Annotated in this window: 20 protein-coding genes; 13 read left to right on the top strand and 7 right to left on the bottom strand. The window is 76.1% G+C overall.

Going from position 1 to position 21,167, the window contains the following annotated elements; translation table 11 throughout:
• Window positions 1–14 precede the first annotated feature (14 nt).
• The 7 genes from IEX99_RS11820 to IEX99_RS11850 all read left to right on the top strand — a co-directional run bounded on the left by IEX99_RS11820 (window position 15) and on the right by IEX99_RS11850 (window position 6,357).
• Complete coding sequence (locus IEX99_RS11820) at window positions 15–695, top strand: 3-oxoacid CoA-transferase subunit A (protein ID WP_188900450.1); 681 nt, start codon at window positions 15–17, stop codon at window positions 693–695.
• Window positions 696–721: 26 nt separating this feature from the next.
• Window positions 722–1,366: a 3-oxoacid CoA-transferase subunit B gene (locus tag IEX99_RS11825; RefSeq protein ID WP_188900452.1), complete on the top strand. Its 645-nt coding sequence runs from the start codon at window positions 722–724 to the stop codon at window positions 1,364–1,366.
• 12 nt (window positions 1,367–1,378) lie between these two features.
• Window positions 1,379–2,464 carry an acyl-CoA dehydrogenase gene (locus IEX99_RS11830; RefSeq protein WP_188900454.1) on the top strand — a complete coding sequence of 362 codons (1,086 nt, stop codon included), beginning with the start codon at window positions 1,379–1,381 and terminating at the stop codon, window positions 2,462–2,464.
• On the top strand, window positions 2,461–3,243 hold the full coding sequence (locus IEX99_RS11835; protein WP_188900456.1) for an enoyl-CoA hydratase/isomerase family protein: 783 nt from the start codon (window positions 2,461–2,463) through the stop codon (window positions 3,241–3,243). The genes IEX99_RS11830 and IEX99_RS11835 overlap by 4 nt, the downstream gene beginning before the upstream one ends.
• Before the next feature lie 4 nt (window positions 3,244–3,247).
• Window positions 3,248–4,423, top strand: a complete 1,176-nt coding sequence (locus IEX99_RS11840; RefSeq protein ID WP_188900458.1) for an acyl-CoA dehydrogenase family protein — start codon at window positions 3,248–3,250, stop codon at window positions 4,421–4,423.
• A gap of 34 nt (window positions 4,424–4,457) precedes the next feature.
• Window positions 4,458–4,895 carry an EamA family transporter gene (locus IEX99_RS11845; protein ID WP_188900460.1) on the top strand — a complete coding sequence of 146 codons (438 nt, stop codon included), beginning with the start codon at window positions 4,458–4,460 and terminating at the stop codon, window positions 4,893–4,895.
• A 67-nt stretch (window positions 4,896–4,962) separates the two neighbouring features.
• A complete protein-coding gene (locus IEX99_RS11850; RefSeq protein WP_188900462.1) occupies window positions 4,963–6,357 on the top strand; it encodes an amidase family protein in 1,395 nt (464 codons plus the stop codon).
• A 36-nt stretch (window positions 6,358–6,393) separates the two neighbouring features.
• Here the strand turns inward: IEX99_RS11850 and IEX99_RS11855 are convergent, their stop codons facing one another.
• The 7 genes from IEX99_RS11855 to IEX99_RS11885 all read right to left on the bottom strand — a co-directional run bounded on the left by IEX99_RS11855 (window position 6,394) and on the right by IEX99_RS11885 (window position 12,397).
• On the bottom strand, window positions 6,394–6,843 hold the full coding sequence (locus IEX99_RS11855) for a DUF488 domain-containing protein (protein WP_188900464.1): 450 nt from the start codon (window positions 6,841–6,843) through the stop codon (window positions 6,394–6,396).
• Window position 6,844: 1 nt separating this feature from the next.
• Complete coding sequence (locus IEX99_RS11860; RefSeq protein ID WP_188900466.1) at window positions 6,845–7,468, bottom strand: DUF488 domain-containing protein; 624 nt, start codon at window positions 7,466–7,468, stop codon at window positions 6,845–6,847.
• A 171-nt stretch (window positions 7,469–7,639) separates the two neighbouring features.
• Complete coding sequence (locus tag IEX99_RS11865; protein ID WP_188900468.1) at window positions 7,640–9,418, bottom strand: ABC transporter ATP-binding protein; 1,779 nt, start codon at window positions 9,416–9,418, stop codon at window positions 7,640–7,642.
• 14 nt (window positions 9,419–9,432) lie between these two features.
• On the bottom strand, window positions 9,433–10,704 hold the full coding sequence (locus IEX99_RS11870; RefSeq protein WP_229677970.1) for a CCA tRNA nucleotidyltransferase: 1,272 nt from the start codon (window positions 10,702–10,704) through the stop codon (window positions 9,433–9,435).
• A complete protein-coding gene (locus tag IEX99_RS11875; RefSeq protein WP_188900470.1) occupies window positions 10,704–11,045 on the bottom strand; it encodes a hypothetical protein in 342 nt (113 codons plus the stop codon). The genes IEX99_RS11870 and IEX99_RS11875 overlap by 1 nt, the downstream gene beginning before the upstream one ends.
• A gap of 58 nt (window positions 11,046–11,103) precedes the next feature.
• Window positions 11,104–11,700 carry a CoA pyrophosphatase gene (locus IEX99_RS11880; protein WP_188900472.1) on the bottom strand — a complete coding sequence of 199 codons (597 nt, stop codon included), beginning with the start codon at window positions 11,698–11,700 and terminating at the stop codon, window positions 11,104–11,106.
• 46 nt (window positions 11,701–11,746) lie between these two features.
• Window positions 11,747–12,397 carry a DUF1285 domain-containing protein gene (locus IEX99_RS11885; RefSeq protein WP_229677971.1) on the bottom strand — a complete coding sequence of 217 codons (651 nt, stop codon included), beginning with the start codon at window positions 12,395–12,397 and terminating at the stop codon, window positions 11,747–11,749.
• 145 nt (window positions 12,398–12,542) lie between these two features.
• Here IEX99_RS11885 and IEX99_RS11890 point away from each other — a divergent pair, with 145 nt between their 5' ends.
• The 6 genes from IEX99_RS11890 (at window position 12,543) to IEX99_RS11915 (ending at window position 21,088) form a co-directional block, all read left to right on the top strand.
• Window positions 12,543–13,562 carry an AAA family ATPase gene (locus tag IEX99_RS11890; RefSeq protein ID WP_188900474.1) on the top strand — a complete coding sequence of 340 codons (1,020 nt, stop codon included), beginning with the start codon at window positions 12,543–12,545 and terminating at the stop codon, window positions 13,560–13,562.
• 55 nt (window positions 13,563–13,617) lie between these two features.
• On the top strand, window positions 13,618–14,484 hold the full coding sequence (locus tag IEX99_RS11895) for a DUF58 domain-containing protein (RefSeq protein ID WP_229677972.1): 867 nt from the start codon (window positions 13,618–13,620) through the stop codon (window positions 14,482–14,484).
• Window positions 14,485–14,769: 285 nt separating this feature from the next.
• A complete protein-coding gene (locus IEX99_RS11900) occupies window positions 14,770–17,571 on the top strand; it encodes a DUF4159 domain-containing protein (RefSeq protein WP_188900476.1) in 2,802 nt (933 codons plus the stop codon).
• A gap of 5 nt (window positions 17,572–17,576) precedes the next feature.
• The gene (locus tag IEX99_RS11905) at window positions 17,577–18,206 is read left to right on the top strand and encodes a LysE family translocator (RefSeq protein WP_188900478.1); all 630 of its coding nucleotides are present in this window, start codon (window positions 17,577–17,579) and stop codon (window positions 18,204–18,206) included.
• 1 nt (window position 18,207) lies between these two features.
• On the top strand, window positions 18,208–20,322 hold the full coding sequence (locus IEX99_RS11910) for a hypothetical protein (RefSeq protein ID WP_188900480.1): 2,115 nt from the start codon (window positions 18,208–18,210) through the stop codon (window positions 20,320–20,322).
• A 70-nt stretch (window positions 20,323–20,392) separates the two neighbouring features.
• Window positions 20,393–21,088 (top strand): ankyrin repeat domain-containing protein, encoded by a 696-nt coding sequence (locus IEX99_RS11915; RefSeq protein ID WP_188900483.1) that lies wholly within the window; start codon window positions 20,393–20,395, stop codon window positions 21,086–21,088.
• The last annotated feature ends 79 nt before the right edge of the window (window positions 21,089–21,167 follow it).

A 21,167-nucleotide genomic window follows, 5' to 3' on the forward strand; every position in this document is an offset into this window, starting at 1 on the left:
ACGCGGGGGAAGCGATGATCAACAAGATCGTCCGCACCATGGCCGAGGCCATGGCGGGCATCAGGGACGGATCCACCGTGCTGATCGGCGGCTTCGGCGCCGTCGGCCAGCCGGACGCGCTGATCGAGGGGCTGATCGAGCAGGGCGCGAAGGACCTGGTCTGCGTCGCCAACAACGCGGGCACCGGGCGCACCGGCCTCGCGCGGCTGATGGAGCTCGGCCGGGTGCGCAAGATCATCTGCTCCTTCCCGCGCTCCGCCGGCTCGGTCGTGTTCGAGGAGCTGTACCGCGAGGGGAGGATCGAGCTGGAGATCGTGCCGCAGGGCACGCTCGCCGAGCGCATGCGCGCCGCCGGCGCGGGCGTGCCCGCCTTCTACACCCCGACCGGCGTCGGCACGCTGCTCGCCCAGGGCAAGGAGGTGCGCGAGATAGACGGGCGGCCCTACGTGCTGGAGCGCGCGCTGAAGGGCGACGTCGCCCTGATCGAGGCGTGGGAGGCCGACCGCTGGGGCAACCTCACCTACCGGGAGAGCGGGCGCAACTTCAACCCGGTGATGGCGATGGCCGCCGAGCTGACCATCGCGCAGGCGATGCACATCCGCGCGCTCGGCGAGATCAACCCGGACCACGTGGTGACGCCCGGCATCTTCGTGGACCGGGTGATCCACGTGGACAGGGGCCCCGACTGGGCCTAGCGTTCGAGCGGAGGAGACACGCCGCCATGAAGCCCTTCTCGCGCGCCCAGATGGCCGCCCGCGTGGCGCAGGACATCCCCGAGGGCTGGTTCGTCAACCTCGGCATCGGCATCCCGACCATGGTCGCCGACCACGTGCCGGCCGACCGCGAGGTGATCCTGCATTCCGAGAACGGCATCCTCGGCATGGGCCCGGCGCCGCCGCCCGACAAGGTGGACCCGTGGCTGGTCAACGCCGGCAAGCAGCCGGTGACGCTGCGGCCGGGCGGGTCGTTCTTCCACCACGCCGACTCCTTCGCGATGATCCGCGGCGGCCATCTCGACCTCTGCGTGCTCGGCGCCTTCGAGGTGGCGGAGAACGGCGACATCGCCAACTGGGCGACGAGCGAGAACGACACCGCGCCCGCCGTCGGCGGGGCGATGGACCTCGCCGCGGGCGCGAAGCGGCTGTGGGTGGTGATGGAGCACACCACGAAGGACGGGCGGCCGAAGCTGGTCGAGCGGTGCAGCTATCCGCTGACGGCGCTCGGCGCGGTGAGCCGCGTCTACACCAACCTCGGCGTGTTCGACGTGGTGAAGGGGCGCGGCTTCGTGGTGGTGGACATGGCGCCGGGCGTCACCTTCGAGGCGCTGCAGGAGCGGAGCGGGGCGAAGCTGCACCTGCCGGGCTGAACGGGGGAACGCATGAGCGAGGCGCTGGCGGGCACGGAGGCGGAGCGCGCCGAATCCATCCGCATGATCCGCGACAGCGCCGCCGCGGTGGCGCCGCGCGGCGGCGACACGAGGCGCGTCCGCGCGCTGCGCTTCAAGGACCCGGGCTTCGACCCCGCCGTGCTGCGCGAGATGGGCGCGCTCGGCTGGATCGGGCTGCGCGCGCCGGAGGCGGCCGGCGGCGCCGGGCTCGGCATGGGCGAGATGTGCGCGCTGGCCGAGGAGCTGGGCGCCGGCCTCGCGCCGGAGCCGCTCATCCCCTCCGTGCTGTCGGCGACGCTGCTCGCGGCGGCCGAGGACCGGGCGGCGCTGCCGCGCCTCCTCGCCGGCGAGACCTACATGCCGACGGCCTGGCAGGAGCGGCCGGACACGCTGGAGGTGCCGGGCAGCCCGGACGCGCCGCGGCGCTTCATCCCGCAGGCGGCGGGCGCCGGCGGCTTCCTGCTGCCGGTGCGCGAGGGCGGGCGGATCGCGCTCTATGTGCTGGACGCCGCGGGCGCGGACCTCGCGATCGAGCGCACGCAGGACGGCGGGAACTACGGCACGCTGCGACCCGCCCTCGGCGAAGCGCGGCGCGTGGCGGACGACGTCGGCGCGGTGCTCGCGCGGGCGCTCGACGAGGCGGCGCTCGCCACCGCCGCCTATCTGCTCGGCGTGATGGAGCGGAGCTTCGACCTCGCGCTGAACTACCTCAGGACGCGCCAGCAGTTCGGGCGGGTGATCGGCAGCTTCCAGGCGCTGCAGCACCGCGCGGCGGACCTCAGGATCCAGCTCGGCCTGACGCGGGCGAGCGTGGAGAGCGCGGCGGCGGCGCTCGACGCCGGGGCGGAGGGCGCGGTGCGCCGCGCCGCGGTCTCGCGCGCCAAGGCGCGGGCGGCGGAGGCCTCGCTGCTGGTCACGCGCCAGGTGATCCAGCTGCACGGCGGCATCGGCTACACGGACGAGTACGACGCCGGGCTCTATCTGCGCAAGGCGATGGTGCTGGCGAACCAGTTCGGCTCCGCCGCGCTGCACCGCCGCCGCTTCATGAAGGACGCGCCGGAGGGGGCCGAGGAATGAGCGAGACGGCGGAGCGCATGCGCGTCGTCGAGGAGCGCGACGGCGCGGTGCTGGTCCTGACGCTCGACTACCCGGCGCGGCGCAACGCGCTGGCGATGCCGCTGCGCGCCGCGCTCGAGGACGCGCTGGAGCGCGCGCACGCGCCGGAGAGCGGCGTCCGCGCCGTGGTCGTGACCGGGAGCGAGGGGACCTTCTGCTCCGGCGGCGACATCTCCCGCATGGAGGTCGCGACCGCGATGGAGGGGCGCGAGCGCATGCGCCGCACGCACCGCCTGGTGCGGCTGATGGCCAAGGGCGGGCTGCCGATCGTCGCCGCGGTGGAGGGCTGGTGCGCCGGCGCCGGCATGGCGCTCGCCTGCGCCTGCGACACCATCGTCGCGGCGGAGGACGCGCGCTTCGTCGCGGGCTTCCACAAGATCGGCCTGATGGCGGACATGGGCCTCGCCCACTTCCTGCCGGCGCGCGTCGGCATGGGCCGGGCGCGGCGCCTCCTGCTCTACCACGAGCAGCTCACCGCGCCGGAGGCGGAGCGCATCGGCCTCGTGGACTTCGTCGCGCCGAGGGGCCACGCGCTGGCGACCGCGCTGGAGAAGGCGCGCTTCCTCGCCGAGGAGGCGCCGGCGCCGATCCGGCTGACCAAGCAGATCCTCGCCGAGGGCCTCGACGAGTCGCTGGAGCAGGAGAAGACCTACCAGGGCCTGCTCTTCACCACCGAGGACCACAAGGAGGGCCGCGCCGCCTTCTTCGCCAGGCGCAAGCCCGTCTTCAAGGGAGCCTGAGCCGATGACCGCAGCCCCCGCCGCGCCGGCCGAGCCCGAGGACCTGAACGCCCTCGACGACGAGGCCTTCCGCCTGCACGTGCGCCGCTGGATCGAGGCCAACTACCCGCCCGAGCTGCGCCACCCGCCCAAGCGCCTGCACTGGAAGGACAACAAGGTCTGGTACTTCAAGCTGGCCGAGAAGGGCTGGCTCTGCCCCGGCTGGCCGAAGGAACACGGCGGCATGGGCCTCTCGCCCTCGAAGCAGATCATCTTCACCGAGGAGCTGGAGCGCTGGGGCTGCACGCGCACCAACGACCACGGCATCGTCCTGCTCGGCCCGCTGATCATCAACTACGGCACGGAGGAGCAGAAGAGGTTCTTCCTGCCGAAGATCCTCTCCGGCGAGCACATCTGGTGCCAGGGCTACTCCGAGCCCAACGCCGGCTCCGACCTCGCCAGCCTGCGCACCGAGGCGGTCGAGGACGGCGACCACTACGTCGTCAACGGCCAGAAGATCTGGACCACCCTGGCGATGGACGCCAACTGGATCTTCCTGCTGGTGCGCACCGACAAGCAGGCGAAGAAGCAGGAGGGGATCAGCTTCCTGCTGGTGCCGATGGACACGCCCGGCATCACCGTCAAGCCGATCATCAACCTCGAGCTGCACGACGAGTTCTGCGAGGTGTTCTTCGACAACGTCCGCGTGCCGAAGAAGAACCTGGTCGGGCGGATCAACAAGGGCTGGGACATGGCCAAGGCCCTGCTCGGCTTCGAGCGGATCTACCTCGGCTCCCCCCGCCAGTCCGCCTACGCGCTGAAGGGGCTGCGCGCGCTCGCCGAGCACACGGGCGCCTGGGAGGAGCCGGAGTTCCAGGACCGCTACGCGCGGCTCCGCCTCGACCTCGAGGACCTGAAGGCGTTCTACGGCGTCTATGTCGCGAAGCTCCGGCGCGGGGAGACGCTCGGGCCCGACGTCTCGATGCTGAAGATCTACCAGACCGAGCTGTTCCAGCGCATCACCGACGCGATGCTCGAGATCGCCGGCGAGAACGCGGGGCTGCTCGGGCCGATCGAGGGCAACCGCGACCTCAACCCGACCGGCCTCTACATCCAGGCGCGGCCGGCGACGATCTACGGCGGGTCGAACGAGATCCAGCGCAACATCGTGGCGAAGAACGTGCTCGGGCTGCCGGGCTGAGCGCGTCGGGCGCGGGCGGGGCGAAGGCGGGGGCATGGGCGGCGCGCTGCGGGCCTGGCAGTTCTGGGCGCTGGCCTCGGCGGCCTTCGCCGCGCTGACGGCGATCCTCGCCAAGCTCGGCGTCGCCGGCGTGCATTCGGACTTCGCCACCTTCGTGCGCACGGTGGTGATCCTCTTCGTCACGGCGGGGATCATGGCCGTCTCCGGCGGCTGGCAGGCGCCGTCCTCGGTGTCGGGGCGGACCTATCTCTTCCTGGTGCTGTCGGGGGCGGCGACCGGCGCCTCCTGGCTCTGCTACTTCCGCGCGCTGCGGCTCGGCGACGCCGCCCGCGTGGCGCCGCTCGACAAGCTCAGCGTCGTGCTGGTCGCCCTGTTCGGCGTGCTGCTCCTCGGCGAGCGGCTGTCGGCATGGAACTGGCTCGGCGTCGCCCTGATCGCCGCCGGCGCGGTGCTGGTCGCCTGGCGCGGTTGACCGCGGCCGCCGGGGCGGCACTCTGTCGGCGCCCTGCCGCGCAGCTCCATCCCGAAGGGTGTCGCCGATGACCGACCTCTGGCGCCTTTCCGCCGCAGACCTCGCCGCCCGCGTCCGCCGCCGCGAGGTCTCCGCCGCCGAGGCGGCGCGCGACGCGCTCGCCCGGCTGGAGGCGGTGAACCCCGCGATCAACGCCGTCGTGGACCTGCGGCCGGAGGAGACGCTGGCCGAGGCGGCGCGCGTGGACGCGATGCTCGCGCGCGGCGAGGACCCCGGCCCGCTCGCCGGCGTGCCCGTCACCATCAAGGTCAATGCCGACCAGAAGGGCTTCGCCACCACCAACGGGCTGCGCATCCAGAAGGACCTGATCGCGCGCGAGGACAACCCGGTGGTGGCGAACCTGCGCCGCGCGGGCGCGGTGATCCTCGGCCGCACCAACACGCCGGCCTTCAGCCTGCGCTGGTTCACCGACAACGCGCTGCACGGGCGCACGCGCAATCCGCGCGATCCCGCGCTCACGCCGGGCGGCTCCTCGGGCGGGGCGGGGGCGGCGGTGGCGACGGGGATCGGCGCGATCGGGCACGGCACCGACATCGGCGGCTCGATCCGCTATCCCGCCTATGCCTGCGGCGTGCACGGGCTGCGCCCCACCCTCGGCCGCGTGCCGGCGTGGAACCCCTCGGGCGCGGAGCGGCACATCGGCGGGCAGCTCATGGCCGTCTCCGGGCCGCTCGCGCGCACCATCGCCGACATCCGGCTCGCCTTCGCCGCCATGGCCGCGCGCGACATCCGCGATCCCTGGTGGGTCGGCGTGCCGCTGGAGGGGCCGCCGGCGCCGAAGCGCGCGGCGCTCTGCCTGCGCCCGGACGGCCTCGCCATCGTGCCCGAGGTCGAGGCCGCGCTGCGCGACGCCGCGCGCCGGCTGGAGGCCGCCGGCTGGACCGTCGAGGAGGCGGAGACCCCGCCGCTGCGCGAGCCGGCGGCGCTGCAGCTCATGCTCTGGCTCGCCGAATCGCGCCGCGGCATGAACGAGGCGATCCGCCGCGAGGGCGAGCCCGCCGCCAGCTTCGTCATGGCGCAGATGGAGGCGATGTGCCCGCTGCCGGACGTCAACGCGCTGCTCGACGCGCTGCAGAAGCGCGCCGGCTTCGTGCGGCAGTGGATGCTGTTCTTCGAGCGCTGGCCGGTCGCGATCACGCCGGTCTCCGCCGAGCTGCCCTTCCCGGACGGGCTCGACGTCTCCTCGCCGGAGGGGTTCCGGCGCTGCTGGGAGGCGCAGCTCACCCAGGTCGGCCTGCCGCTGATGGGGCTGCCGGGGCTCGCCGTGGCGACCGGCCTGGCCGGCCGCGCGCCGGTCGGGGTGCAGCTGCTGGCCGGCCGCTACCGGGAGGACCTGCTGCTCGAGGCCGGTGCGGCGATCGAGGCGGCGGGGGTGCCGCCGGCGCCCGTGGACCCGGCGTGAGGCCGGATTCCCCCGCGGGAACGCGGGGCGCCGCGCCTACAGGTGCCGCACCGAGAGCGCCCCGCCCCACCGCTCGTTGAGGTACTCGCACACCAGCCGGCGGTGGCAGTGATGCGGCGTCGCCTCCGAGCAGAGCAGGCAGGCGCCGTCGAACTGCTCGGGGCGGAAGCGGTGCTCGATCCCGCGCTCCGCCATCAGCGCCAGGAAGCGCGATTCGTAGGTCTTCCAGTCGCCCTTGGCCTTCTTGAAGGCGGCCAGCATGGCGTCGGTCGGGGCGAGCAGCGGCGCGCGCTCGTAGGCGATGCCGCCGATCCGGCGGAGGAACCAGGCGAGGTCGTCCGCCTTGGCGAAGCCCGCGAGCTGCGAGGTCGCGTGCAGGCGCACATCCAGCACCTTGCGGACGCCGGCGCCGATCAGGCGCCCGAAGAAATGCTCGGCGCTCGTGCGGGTGAAGCCGATCGTGGCGACGGGAACGGCGGTCGTCATGTCACTCCGCCGCGGCCGGCTGCCCCGGCGCGGCGGATTGCTCCTCGCGGAAGGCGGCGCGCCGCGCCTGCTCCCGGTAGGCGAGGGCGAGGCGCTCGGCCCGCGACGCGAACAGGTCCTCGCCGGCGCGGCGCGTCGCGGCGAGCAGCCGGTCCTCGGCCTCCGCCTGGGTCTCGATCCGGCCATCGGCGAGGATGTGGCCGACCGCCACGCCGCGTTCCGCCAGCCGGCGGGCGACGAGCAGGCAGCGGTGGCAGTCGAGCGGGTCCTGCTCCGCGCACATCAGCGCGATGCGGTGGCGGGCGGCGCCGGCGATCACCCGCTCGAGCCCGCGCGCGAAGCAGGGCTGGCGGGCCATCCTCTCGTAATCGGCGACCCCCTCCGTGAGCAGCGAGCGGTCGGCCGGCCGGCCGCCGAGCTCGCGCCCGAGGAAGACATAGGCGATGCCGGCGGCCCTGAGGCCGGCGGCGAGCCGCTCCCTGCCGAATTGCGGCGTGTGCCGGGAATGGGGAGCGGAGCGGACATCGGCCAGCGCGGTCACGCCCGCCCCGGCGAGCAGGGCGACGAACCGCTCCCAGGGGTGGTTCGAATGGCCGATGGTCAGGACCGGGGGTGCGTCGGGCATGGGGCCGGAGCGACTCGCGTCAGAGCGGATATACTCCATTGACCTTGGCGAGCCTTCCTTCCCGGCGCCGCTTCCGCGCCTGATGTGCGACGACGGGGGTGGCGGCCATCCGCATCCGTCAGCCGAGCGCGTGAAGGATGCGCGCGCCGCCGCGAAAAGTGCGGCGCCCGCCTACGCCACCCGCTCCGCCTCCGCCCCCGCGAAGGCCTGGGTGCGCACCAGCCGCGCGTAGGGCCCGCCCGCGGCCAGCAGCTCCGCGTGCCGGCCCTGCTCGACCGCGCGGCCGTTCTCCATCACCACGATGCGGTCCGCGTCGCGCACCGTCGAGAGCCGGTGCGCGATCACCAGCGTCGTCCGCCCCGCGCGCAGCCGCGCAAGCGCCTGCTGCACCAGCGCCTCGCTCTCGGCGTCGAGCGCGCTCGTCGCCTCGTCGAGCAGCAGGATGCGCGGGTTCCGCAGCAGCGCGCGGGCGAGCGCGATGCGCTGCCGCTGCCCGCCGGAGAGCCGCCCGCCGCCCGGGCCGAGCGGCGTCGCGTAGCCCTCGGGCAGCGCCACGATGAACTCGTGCGCGGCGGCGGCGCGCGCCGCGGCCTCGATCTCGGCCTCCGTCGCGCCGGGGCGGCCGCAGGCGATGTTGGCGCGCACCGTGTCGTCGAAGATCACCGCGTCCTGGCCGACATAGGCGATGGCGTCGCGCAGCGAGGCGAGCGTCACCGACCGCACGTCGGCGCCGTCGATCCGTACCGCCCCCTCGGTCACGTCGTAGAGGCGCGGCACCAGCGCGAGGGCGGTGGACTTGCCGGCGCCGGAGGGGCCGACAAGGGCCACCGTCTGGCCCGGCTCGGCGACGAAGGAGAGGCCGGTGAGCGTGGCCTCCGGCACGCCCTCATAGGCGAAGCCGACGCGCTCGAACGCGATCCGCCCGCGCCCGGCGGGCAGCGGCGCGGCGCCCGGCGCCTCGACGACGCGCGGGCGCTCGTCCGCCACGGCGAAGACGCGGGCGAGGCCGGCCAGCCCCTCCTGCAGCGCGGCGTTGAGCGATCCCAGCGCCCGCACCGGCCGCGCCGCGATCAGCAGCGCCGCGACGAAGCCGGTGAACTGGCCGATCGTGCCGGCGCCCGAGGCCACGCGCCAGCCGACGAAGCCGAGCACCGCGGCGACCGCGAGGCCGCCCAGGGCCTCCAGCACCGGGTCCACGCGCGCGCGGGTGCGGGCGATCGCGTAGAGCGACTCGCGCAGCCGCGCGAAGGCGCGCGCGGCGCGGTCCTCCTCCTGCCCCTCCAGCCGGTAGGCGCGCACGACCGGCGCGGCGGCGAAGCTCTCGGTCAGCAGCGAGGCCGTCTCGCCCACGCGGTCCTGCATGCCGGAGGAGGCGCGGCGGATGCGCTTGCCGAGCCTCAGGATCGGCACCGCCGCCACCGGATAGAGCAGCGCGGCGAGCAGGGCGAGCTGCCAGTCGAGCCACAGCATCGAGCCGACCAGGCCGACCACGGTCAGCGCGTCGGCGATGCCGTTGATCGCCTTGGTCAGCGCCTCGCGGATCAGGCCGGCGTCGGTGGTGAAGCGCGCGGCGTGGCGCGCCGGGGCCTCGCGCGCCACGGCGGCGAGGTCGGCGCGCGTCAGGGCGCGGAACAGGTCGTTCTGCAGCCCCTCGATCACGCGCAGCACGATGGACTGCACCGTCACCGCCTGGCCGTACTGCGCCAGCGCCTTCAGCGAGGTGAGGGCGACGATCAGCGGCGGCAGCAGCCAGACCACCGTCGGGTCGTCGGCGCGGAAGCGGTCGAAGGCCTGCTGGATGACGATCGGGTAGAGCGCGGTGAGGCCGGCGAGCGCCGCGGTGCAGACCAGGGCGAGCAGGATGCGCCGGCCGTGGCGCGCGACATGGCCGCGCCAGAGGCGGAGCAGGAGGGCGCGGGACGGGGAGTGGGCGAAAGGGGCGGGGGCCATGCGGAGGCGCGATATCAGACCGCCGCCGCCCCGGCCAGTTCGCGCAGCCAGGCGAGGCAGGTGGCGCGGTCGGCGGTGCATCCGCCCGCCAGCCAGCGATCCCGCACCGCCCGGATCAGCGCGCCGATGCGCGGCCCCTCCGGCACGCCGAGGGCGAGCACATCGGCCCCGGTCAGCGGGAACACCGGCACCGGCGTCGCCGCGGCCCGCGCGCGGTCGGCGGCGCGGTCGCGCCCGTCCCGCGCCTCGGCCAGCCACAGCGCGTCCACCGCGTCCGCGCCGCGCAGCGCCAGCAGGCGCCGCGCCTCGTCGTCGTCGAGGCCGGGCTCCGGCGGCGCCTCGCCCTCCGCCAGCAGCCGCGCCAGCCGGTCGCGCTCCTCGCCCGACATCCGCAGCCGGGCGGCGAGCACGCCGATCCGCCGCGGCGGTCCCTCGCCCACGAGCACCGCGAGCCGCAGCACCGGATCGGGCGGCAGGCCGGCCGCGACCAGCCGCCGGAGCGCGGGCAGGCGCGCGGCCCGGCCGCCTTCCACCGCCTCCGGCAGCACCGCCGCCAGCACGCCCGTCGCGGCCATCAGCGCCAGCGCGTCGCAGGGGTCCGGCGCCTCCAGCAGCCGCTTGATCTCCATCCACACCCGCTCGGCCGACAGCCGCGCGAGGCCCGGCACCGCCGCGCGGATCGCCGCCACCGCCGCCGGGTCCGGCGCGCCGCGCCCGTAGCGGGCGTGGAAGCGGAAGAAGCGCAGCGCGCGCAGGTAGTCCTCGGCGAGCCGCGTCGCCGGGTCGCCGACGAAGCGCACGACGCCGCGCGCGAGGTCCTCCCGCCCGCCGAAATAGTCCCAGAGATCGCCCTCCGCCGAGAGCGACATGGCGTTGATGGTGAAGTCCCGCCGCGCCGCGTCGGCGCGCCAGTCCGTGGTCCATTCGACCGTGGCGTGGCGCCCGTCGGTGGCGACGTCGCGGCGCAGGCTCGTCACCTCCACCGGCTGGCGGGCGAGCACCGCCGTCACCGTGCCGTGCGCGAGGCCGGTCTCGAACACCTTGAGCCCCGCGGCGCGCAGCCGCTCGGCGATCGCCTCGGGAGGCAGCGGCGCGGCGACGTCCACGTCGCGCACCGGCAGCCCGGCCAGGGCGTCGCGCACGCAGCCGCCCACCGCCCGCGCGCCGGGCAGGGCCGCGAGCACCGCCCGCGGCCCCGGCCAGGAGAGGAATTCCGGCGGCGGCACGATCCGCGCCTGCGGCGGGTCGCCCTCCGGCGGCGGACGCGCCGCCACGCCGGCGCTCACTACCGCGGCTCCGGCGCGGTCGGGACGGCGGGGTCGGTCCTGCGGGTCATCGGCCGCTGCTCGGGCCGCCGGGCCGGGGCGGCGACGGGACGTCCCGGCTCGGCGCGGCCCGGCTCGATCTCCTCGCCCTCGCCGACCCAGCGCGGGGCGACGTAGATCATCTCCCGATCCACGCTGCGCGACAGCCCGTACCAAATCGCCCCGCCGATGCCGGCGATCACGGCGAGACCCGCCGCCACCAGCACGACCGTCGAGGGCTCGGCCGTCGGGTAGTAGCGTCGCCACACCCAGAAGGCCACGAAGGGCGTGAGGAACAGCAAGAACTGGATCAGGTATGCCACGATCGCCTTCCACCACCCGCGCCCCGCCCTGGCGACCGGCGCCCGCGGGGCAAGGATGTCATGCCCGCAGAACCCGGGCGAGGTTGACGAGCATCGCCGCGGTCGCTCCCCAGATGGTGTGGCGTGGGTGCGGCCACACCCAGAACTCGCGCGCCCGGCCGCGGAATTCGGCGCGCTCGCGCCGCGGCGCCTCCGGGTCCAGGACGACGTCCAGCGGGTATTCGAAGGCGAGCTCCACCTCCGCCGGATCCGGCGCGATCGCGAGCGGAGGCGGCACCAGCCCCACCACCGGCGTCACCCGGAACCCGGTGCCGGTGAGGTGTTCGGGCAGCCGGCCGACGATCTCCGGGATGCGGGGGTCGAGGCCGACCTCCTCAGCCGCCTCGCGCAGGGCCGCGGCCTCGGGCGTCTCGCCGGGCTCGATCCGCCCGCCGGGGAAGGCGACCTGGCCGGAATGGGCGTTCAGATGCGCCGCGCGCAGGGTCAGCAGGACCGCGGGCCGCTCGGGGTAGGTCACGATCGGGATCAGGACGGCGGCCTCGCGCAGCCGGCCCTCCGCCACCAGGGCGGGATCGAGGAGGTCGCTCTGCGTCGGGGCCGCCTGCGCCAGCGCCTCCGCGTCGCGCAGGCGCGCGATGATCTCCGAGGGCCTCATCGCCGCATGGTGCCTGACCGTCGGCCCTCCCCCCTCCGGCGCCGCGCTACTGCGCGGCGACGGCGGTGGCGCCCACCGGCACGGCCTCGGTGGCCCCGGCCTCGCCCGGAGGAACCTCGTCGATCGGGAAGAACACGCCCTCGCTCCAGACGCCGAGCACCTCGCGCCCGTCGGCCATGCGCTCCGGCCGGGCGAGCGCGACCATCTCGTAATAGACGGGGCGGCTGATCCGCGCCTCGAGGCCCGGACGAACGGTGACGTAGGGGCGCGGCTCGCGGCTCTGCGGATCGATCGCGACGCGGATCGGATGGTCCGCGTCGGCGGTGATCATCTCGTCGAGGTTGGTGCGGAAGGTGAGGCAGGAGCGCCCGTCGCACTCGCGCCACCACATCTCGACGGCGACGAAGGGGGCATCCTCGACCTCGATGCGGCCGCGCTCCGCGGGGGTTTCGAGGACGTAGGAGCCGTCGGCCTCGCGCTTCAGCACGGAGGCGAAGAGGCAGACCAGTTCCTTCCGCTGGATGGGACTGCCGCGGTAGTGCCAGGTGCCGTCGCGGGCGATGCGGATGGCGAAGGTGCCGTGATCGTGCCGTTGCCGGGCCGGTCCCCGGCGCGCCGGGCCGGGCGGTCCGACGGCGACGAGGGGTGGGCTCGCCGCCTGCTGCCCCGCGGTCATGATCGTTGCGCCGTCATTCATCGCTTTCTCCGCGTGCCCGAGAGTCATAGGCTTCCCGCGCCCTTGCACGATGGTTTGCCGGCCCCGCCGGGAACCCGTCGCCACCCCGTCCCTTGGGGGCGTCGCCCCCGGCGACGCCGAGGGCAATATAGGGAGCGTGCCCGGCATGGTTGAAGTGGCGGAGCGAGAAGGGATGGCGGGGGCCGATCCGGCGCGCCTGGTCGCCGAGGTGGAGGCGCTCGGCGCCCGCCTCGCCCGGGCGCGCGAGGCCATCGGCCGCGTCATCTTCGGCCAGCAGGCCGTGATCGAGCAGAGCCTGGTCACCCTGCTCTCGGGGGGCCACGTGCTCCTCGTGGGCGTGCCGGGCCTCGGCAAGACCAAGCTGGTGGAGACGCTCGGGGTCGTGCTCGGCCTCGACGCGCGGCGCGTGCAGTTCACGCCCGACCTGATGCCGGCCGACATCCTCGGCTCCGAGGTGCTGGAGGAGGACGCGCACGGCCGCCGCTCCTTCCGCTTCCTGCGCGGCCCGGTGTTCTGCCAGCTCCTGATGGCCGACGAGATCAACCGCGCCTCGCCGCGCACCCAGTCGGCGCTGCTGCAGGCGATGCAGGAGCGGCGCGTCGCGGTGGGCGGCGAGATCCACGCCCTGCCCGCGCCCTTCCACGTGCTGGCGACGCAGAACCCGATCGAGCAGGAGGGCACCTACCCCCTGCCCGAGGCGCAGCTCGACCGCTTCCTGCTCGAGGTCGAGGTGCCCTATCCGGACGAGGCGGCGGAGCGGGCGATGCTGCTCGCCACCACCGGCGCGCGGGAGGCGCAGCCCGTGCAGGCGATGACCGGGCCGGAGCTGATCGCGGCGCAGGCGCTGATCCGGCGCATCCCGGTCGGCGAGCAGGTGCTGGACGCGATCCTGCGCCTCGTGCGCGGGGCGCGGCCGGAGGTTTCGGGGCTCGAGGCGGTGCGCCGGCACCTCGCCTGGGGCCCGGGCCCGCGCGCGGCGCAGGCGCTGATGCTGGCGACGCGCGCCCGCGCCGTGCTCGACGGCCGCCTCGCGCCGAGCGTGGACGACGTGGCGGCGCTCGCCGAGCCGGTGCTGCGCCACCGCATGGCGCTGACCTTCACCGCGCGCGCGGACGGCGTGCGCATCGCCGACGTGATCGAGACGCTGAAGGGCCAGATCGGGTGATCGCGACCTGCGCCGCCGCGGCGCGCGGCGTGGTCCGATCCGGCGGGGAGGGCCGGTGAGCGCCGCCGCCTCCCGCGCCGCGACCCGCGCCGAGGCGCTGGGCGCCGCCCTGCCGCCGCTCGTCGTCGCCGCCGAGCGGGTCGCGGCGACGGTGATGCAGGGCGTGCACGGCCGCCGGCGCGCCGGCACCGGCGACGCCTTCTGGCAGTTCCGCCCCTTCGTCCAGGGCGACCCCTCGAGCCGCGTGGACTGGCGGCAGAGCGCCAAGTCCGACCGCCTCTTCGTCCGCGAGACGGAGTGGGAAGCGGCGCAGACCGTCGCGCTCTGGCGCGAGCCGGGGGAGTCGATGCGCTGGCGCTCCCACCTCGCCGCCGTCACGAAACGGGAGCGCGCGGATCTTCTGCTGCTCGCGCTCGCCGCGCTGCTGCTGCGCGGCGGCGAGCGCGTGCGGCTGCTGCCGAGCCCGGGCCGGCGCAGCTTCGCCGGGCGTGGCGCGCTGGTTCCGCTCGCCGAGGCGCTGGCGCGGCACGAGGCGCCGGCGGAGGACGCGGCGATCCCGCGCCATGCGCGCGCGGTGCTGTTCGGCGACTTCCTCGTCCCGCTCGAGGAGGTGGGCCGCACCGTCGCCTCCCTCGCCGCGCGCCCGGTGCGCGGACATCTCGTCCAGGTCCTCGATCCGGCCGAGGAGACGCTGCCCTATGCCGGACGCATCCGGTTCGAGGGCCCGGCCGCGCCGGAGGAACCGGTGCTGGTGCCGCGGGTGGAAGGGGTGCGAGCGCTCTACGCCGAGCGGCTGGCGCACCACCGGGCCGGGCTCGCCGCCATCGCCGCCGGGGTGGGCTGGAGCTTCGCCGTTCACCACACCGACCAGCCGCCGGAGGCGGCGCTGCTCGCCCTGTGGCTCGCGCTCGCGCCCCAATGACGAACCCTGGCGGCCCCGGCGCCGTTTGGGCAGTGCCTGGGCCTCCGCTCCGCGGCCGCGGGGGCGGCGCGGAGGCCCGTGCCGCCGCGTGACGCCTGAATTCCGCGACGCCGCATCCCACATGTCCGGGATCCCGGCTCCGGCGGGCCGGGGCGTGCTGCTCTGCTCCCCGGCCGGCGCCGGGAACGTCCGGTGCGGACCGCGCCCCCGGCCCGAGGGCACGAAACGGTATGCGAAATGCGCGAGGCCCTGCGGTATGCTTGATTTGATGCGCCGCCCCCTCCGATGCTCTCCCTAGGCCCCGTCGCCTTCGCGGCCCCGTGGCTGCTGCTCGCCCTGCCGGCCCTGCCGCTGCTGTGGTGGCTGCTGCGGGTCACGCCGCCGGCGCCGCGGCGCCAGGTGTTCCCGCCGATCCGCCTGCTGCGCGACCTGCCGGTCGTGGAGCAGACGCCCGCCCGCACGCCCTGGTGGCTGCTCGCGCTGCGCATGCTGGCCGCGGCCCTCGTGGTGCTGGGGCTGGCCCGGCCGGTGCTGGGGCCCGGCGCCGGCGCGGGGGTGGCCGGCGGCGGAATGCCGCTGCTGGTCGTCGTGGATGACGGCTGGGCGGCGGCGCCGGACTGGCCGGCCCGCATGGCGGCGGCCGCCGCCGCGGTGGAGCGCGCCGGGCGCGACGATCGGCGCGGCGCGCTGCTCGTGACCGCCGCCTCCGAGACCGGCGAGCCGCCCTCGGTCAGCGGCCTGATGCCCGCGGAGGAGCTTCGCGCCCGCCTCGCCGCGCTGCGCCCCAAGCCCTGGCCGCCCGACCGCGTCGCCGCGCTCGAGGCGCTGCGGCGGTTCCGCGCCGCCCATCCCGGCGGCTTCGAGAGCCTGTTCGTCGCCGACGGCGTCGAGCATGCGGCGGAGGGCGCGCCGGAAGGCTTCGCGCCCCTCGCCGCCGCGCTCGCCGCGGCCGGGCCGCTCACCCTGGCGCTGGCCGAGGGACGGGCGGTGCGTCGCCTCGACCCGCCGACCGCCGAGGCCGACCGGCTCGGCGTGACCGTGCGCCAGATCCCGCTCGCGGTGGCCTCCGAGGCGGGGGTGCTGGCGCGCACCGGCGACGGCCGGGTCCTTGCGCGCGCCGCGGTGCCGATCCCCGCCGGCGCCGCGGCGGGCGAGGCGACGCTGGAGCTGCCGCTCGAGATCCGCAACCAGGTGGTGCGGCTCGAGCTGGACGAGCCGGCGGGCGCGGCCGGCGTCGTGCTCCTCGACGAGCGCTTCCGCCGGCGCCCGGTCGGTCTCCTCGCCGGCGGCGAGGGCTCGGCGGACGCCCACCTGATCGGCGAGCTGTTCTACCTCGACCGCGCGCTCGGCCCCTTCACCGAGATCCGCCGCGGGGCGCTGGAGCAGATCCTCGCCCGCCAGGTCGCGGTGCTGGTCCTCGCCGACCGCACCGTGCCGGAAGGGCGCGAGCGCGAGATGCTGCAGCGCTGGGTCGAGGAGGGCGGCACGCTGGTCCGCTTCGCCGGCCCGCGCCTCGCGGAGCGCCAGGACCCCCTGCTGCCGGTGGCGCTGCGCGCGGGCGAGCGCCAGCTCGGCGGCGCGCTGTCGTGGGAGCAGCCGCAGCGCCTCGCGCCGTTCCCCGACCATTCGCCCTTCGCCGGCCTGCCGGTGCCGGCCGAGGTGACGGTGGAGCGGCAGGTGCTCGCCGAGCCCTCGCCGCGGCTCGCGGAGCGGAGCTGGGCGCGGCTCGCCGACGGCACGCCGCTGGTCACCGCCGAGCCGCGCGGCGCCGGACGCGTCGTCCTGTTCCACGTGACGGCCAACGCCGACTGGTCGAACCTGCCGCTCTCCGGCCTGTTCGTGGACATGCTGCAGCGCCTCGTCGCGCTCTCCGCGGGCGTGAGGGGGGCGGAGGGCGAGCAGCCCCTGGCGCCGCTGGAGACGCTGGACGGCTTCGGGCGGCTCGGTCCCGTCCCGCCGGCCGCGGCGGCGGTGGCCGCCAACCGCATCGACGGGACCGCCGCCTCGCCGCGCCATCCGCCCGGCTGGTACGGCAGCGCGGGGCAGGGCGAAGGCGGCGAGGCGGCGTACCGCCGCGCGCTCAACCTCACCGCCGGCCTGCCCCCGCTGCGCGCCGCGCCGCCGCCCGCCGGCGCGGCGATCCTCCCGATCGGCGGCATCCCGGCCGAGCGCGACCTCGGCCCCTGGCTGCTCGCCGCCGCCTTCCTGATCCTGGCGCTCGACATGCTGATCTCGCTGGTGCTGCGCGGGCTGCTGCCCGCCGCCGCCTCGCGCCGCGCCGCCCGGGCGGGCGCGACCACCGCGGCCGTGCTGCTGCTCGCGACGCTCGCCGCGGCCGCCGTGCTGCCGCCCGCGGCGCAGGCCCAGCGGGGCCCGGCGCCGGAAGGCGCCGCGGCCCTCGCCACGCGGCTCGCCTATGTCGCGACCGGGGACTCGGCGGTGGACGAGATCGTGCGCACCGGCCTCCTCGGCCTGTCAGACTACGTGAATCGCCGCACCGCCGCGGCGCTCGCCGAGCCGGTCGCGGTGGTGCCTGGGCGCGACGATCTCTCCTTCTATCCGCTGCTCTACTGGGCGGTCACCCCCGAGGCGCCGCAGCCCGACGCGCGCGCCGTCGAGGCGCTGAACGCCTTCATGCGCCATGGCGGCATCATCCTGTTCGACACGCGGACCGAGGGCTCGGGCGAAGGCTTCGCGCCCGGGGCGCGGGCGGCGCTGCGGCGCGTCACGCGCGACCTCACCGTCCCGCCGCTCGCGCCGGTGCCGGAGGATCATGTGCTGAAGCGCGCCTTCTACCTGCTCTCGGAGCTGCCGGGGCGCTTCGCCGGCGGCACGGTGTGGGTGGCGCGCGACGTGGACCGCGCCAACGACAGCGTCTCGCCGGTGATCATCGGCGGCCACGACTGGGTCGGCGCCTGGGCGGTCGACCAGCGCGGCAACAACCCCTACGCGGCGATCCCCGGCGGGGCGCGGCAGCGCACCCTCGCCTACCGCTTCGGGGTGAACCTCGTGATGTACGCGCTGACCGGCAACTACAAGGGCGACCAGGTGCACGTGCCGGCGATCCTCGAGCGGCTGGGGAACTGAGGCCGATGGAGGCGCAGCTCGCTCTGCTGCTTCCGGTCTGGCTGGTCGCGCTGGCGACGCCGGGGCCGGACACCCTCGCGGTCTCGCACGCGGCCCTGTCGGGCGGGCGGCGGCCGGGCCTCGCCTGCGCCGCCGGGGTGGCGACCGGCATCGCGATCTGGGCGGCGGCGGCGCTGTGCGGCCTCGCGCTGCTCTTCGCCCAGGCGGGGTGGCTCTACCGGATCGTCACGCTGATCGGGGCCGCCTACCTCGTCCTCCTCGGCGCGCGGATGCTGCGCGCCGCATGGAACGGAGGGGACGCGGCGGCGGCCACGGTTGCGGCGGGAGGCGCGCCCGCCCCAGCCAAAGCCTTCCGTCGCGGCCTGATCACCAACCTCGCCAATCCCAAGGCCGCGGCGCTGTTCGGCAGCCTGTTCGCGGTGGCGCTGTCGCCGCATCCCGGCCTCGTGGAGGGCGCGACGCTGGCCCTAGCCTTCGCCGGAACCTGCCTCGCCTGGTACGCGCTGCTTGCCGCCTTGCTGGCGCGGCCGCGCGACGCCGTCGCCTACCGGCGCGCCGCGCGGGGCGTGAACGCATTGGCTGGCGCCGCCTTCCTCGGGTTCGGGGTGCGGCTCGCCTGGGCGGAGGCCCGCTGACATGCGCCAGGCTATCGCCGGGCTGGACTTCGCCCCCGTCCTGCCGCTTTGGCTGCTCGTCGCGCTCGGCGTGCTGGCGCTGCTCGCCCTCGCCCCCGCGCTGTGGTGCCGCGCGCGCGGCGCGGTCTGGCGCGTGGCGGCCTTCGCGCTGCTGCTGCTCGCCCTCGCCAATCCCCGCCTCGTCGAGGAGACGCGCGAGACCCGGCCCGACATCGCGCTGCTGGTGGTGGACCATAGCGATTCCGCCCGCCTCGGCGCCCGCGCCGCGCAGATCGAGGCGGCGCGCGCCGCGCTCGAGGCGCGCGCCGCGCGCCTTCCCGAACTGGAGTTCCGCACCGTCACCGTGCCCGAGGGCGGAAACCAGGGCACCCGGCTGTTCACGGCGATCGAGCGCGCGCTGGCCGACATCCCCCGCGCGCGCCTCGCCGGGGTGATCGCGCTGACCGACGGGCAGGTGCACGACGTGCCGGCGCGGCCCGCGCTCGACGCGCCCTTCCACGTTCTGCTCCCCGGCCGCCCCGGCGAGACCGACCGGCGCGTGCGCGTCATCGAGGCGCCGGGCTTCGGCATCGTCGGGCGCAGCGTCGAGCTGCGCATGGTCGTCGAGGATCTCGGCGTGGCCAATGCCTCCGGCGCGGTCGGCCTCGCCATCCGCCGCGACGGCCAGGCGCCGCGCCGGCAGAGCGTGCCGATCGGCCGCGAGCACCGCATCACCGTGCCCATCGAGCGCGGCGGGCCGACCGTCGTCGAGATCGCCGCCGAGCCGCGTCCGGGCGAGGTCTCCGAGATCAACAACCGCCGGGTCGTGACCATCAACGGCGTGCGCGACCGGCTGCGCGTGCTGCTGATCTCGGGCGAGCCGCATGCGGGGGAGCGCACCTGGCGCCGCATCCTCAAGGCCGACCCGAACGTGGACCTCGTCCACTTCACCATCCTGCGCCCGCCGGAGAAGGACGACCTGACGCCGCTCAACGAGCTGGCGCTGATCGCCTTCCCGGTGCGCGAGCTGTTCCAGGTGAAGCTGCGCGAGTTCGACCTGATCGTCTTCGACCGCTTCGCCAACCGCGGCATCCTGCCGCCGGTCTACCTGCGCAACATCGCCGACTACGTGCGCGGCGGCGGCGCGCTGCTGGTCTCCGTCGGGCCGGAGTTCGCCGGCACCGTCAGCCTGGCCGCGACGCCGCTCGGCCAGGTGCTGCCGGCGCGCGCCGTGGGCGGTGCCGAGGCGGTGATCGAGGCGCCCTTCCGTCCGCGGATCAGCGAGCCCGGCCTGCGGCATCCGGTCACCGAGGGGCTGCCCGGCCTCCCGGCGCCGCCGCAGGGGAGCGCCGCGGGCGGCGCGCCGCCGCCCGAGCCGGGCTGGGGCCGCTGGTACCGCCACCTGCGCGCCGACCAGCGGTCGGGCACGGCGGTGATGGAGACGCCGGAGGGCGGGCCGCTGCTGATCCTCGACCGGGTCGGCGAGGGGCGGGTGGCGCTGATGCTCTCCGACCACATCTGGCTCTGGTCGCGCGGCCACGACGGCGGCGGGCCGCACCAGGAGCTGCTGCGCCGCATCGCCCACTGGCTGATGAAGGAGCCGGAGCTGGAGGAGGAGGACCTGACCGCCCGGGTCGAGGGCGGCCGCCTCCAGGTGCAGCGCCGCAGCGTCGAGCCCGGTCCGCCGCCCGAGTTCACCGTCACCGCCCCGGACGGCGCCGTCTCTCGGCACCGGGGCGAGGCGGCGCCCGGCGGGCGCGCGGTGCTCGACCTGCCGGCCGAACAGCCCGGGGTGTGGCAGGTGACGGACGGCCGGCGCACCGCCTTCGCCGCCGCCGCCGCCGCCAACCCGCTGGAGATCGCCGACCTGCGCGCCGACGACGCGCGGCTGCGCCCGCTCGCCGAGGCGACGGGGGGGGCGACGCGCTGGCTCGGCGACGGGGCGGAGCCCGTGCTGCCGGAGCTTCGCCGCGTCGCCGCGGGGCGGGACGCGAGCGGCAGCGGCTGGATCGGCCTGCGGCGCAACAACGACCACACGGTCACCGGCATCGCGGCGCTGCCGCTGCTGCCGCCCTGGCTGGCGCTGCCGCTGGTGCTCGGCACGCTGGTGCTGGCCTGGCGGCGCGAGGGACGCTGAAGAGGGGGCGCGCTCCCCCCACGGCATGCCGGCGCTGGCCTGGCGACGATCCCGGCGTTAGGCTCGCGCCATGCAGCGCGCACCCTTCCGCCTTCCGCTCCTCCTCGCCGCCGGGCTGGCCGCGGCCGGCCTCGCCATCGGCGGCGCAACGCCTGCCCTGGCCCAGCAGCGCGCCCCCGGCGAGCCGCTGCTCCCCAACCAGCCGGAGCCGGAGCGGCGCGCCCCGCCTCCGGCCCTGCCTGGGCTCTCCGCGCGGCAGGCGCCGCAGCCGATTCCGGCGGACCCGGCGCGGGCGCAGTCCCTCTCGCCGAACGCGGCGCTGTTCGACGCGATCGCGCGCGGCGACCTGGCAGCGGCGCGCGACGCGGTGGCGCGTGGCGCCGACCTCAACGCCCGCAACGTGCTCGGCCTGACGCCGCTCGACGCGGCGGTAGACCAGCGGCGCGACGAGATCGCGTTCTTCCTGCTCTCGGCGCGCGGCACCGCCGCGCGGGGCACGGCCCGTCCGCCGGCGAACGCCATCGCCGGGACGGCGGAGGGGGCGGCCGCCATGCGTGGCGCCAACCCGGCGCGGCCGGCGGTGGCGCCGCGCCGTGCCGCCGCCCCGCCGGCCGTCGTGCCCGGGGCCGCGCCGCCCGCCCAGCCGCGCCTCTTCGCCAACGACGGCGGGGCGCCGATCCCCGAGATCGGCTTCCTCGGCTTCGACGCCGGGCGGCCGCCGGGCGCCGCCGCCCCGGCACCCGCGCGCGGGGGCGGACGGGGCTGATCCTCGCCCGCTTCGCCGCGGCCGCGGACGGGGTGGCGGTCGTCACGGGGCCGGGCTAGAAGCCGCCGGACCCCAGCGC

It is taken from the genome of Caldovatus sediminis (assembly GCF_014644455.1).
Taxonomy (GTDB): Bacteria; Pseudomonadota; Alphaproteobacteria; order Acetobacterales; family Acetobacteraceae; genus Caldovatus; species Caldovatus sediminis.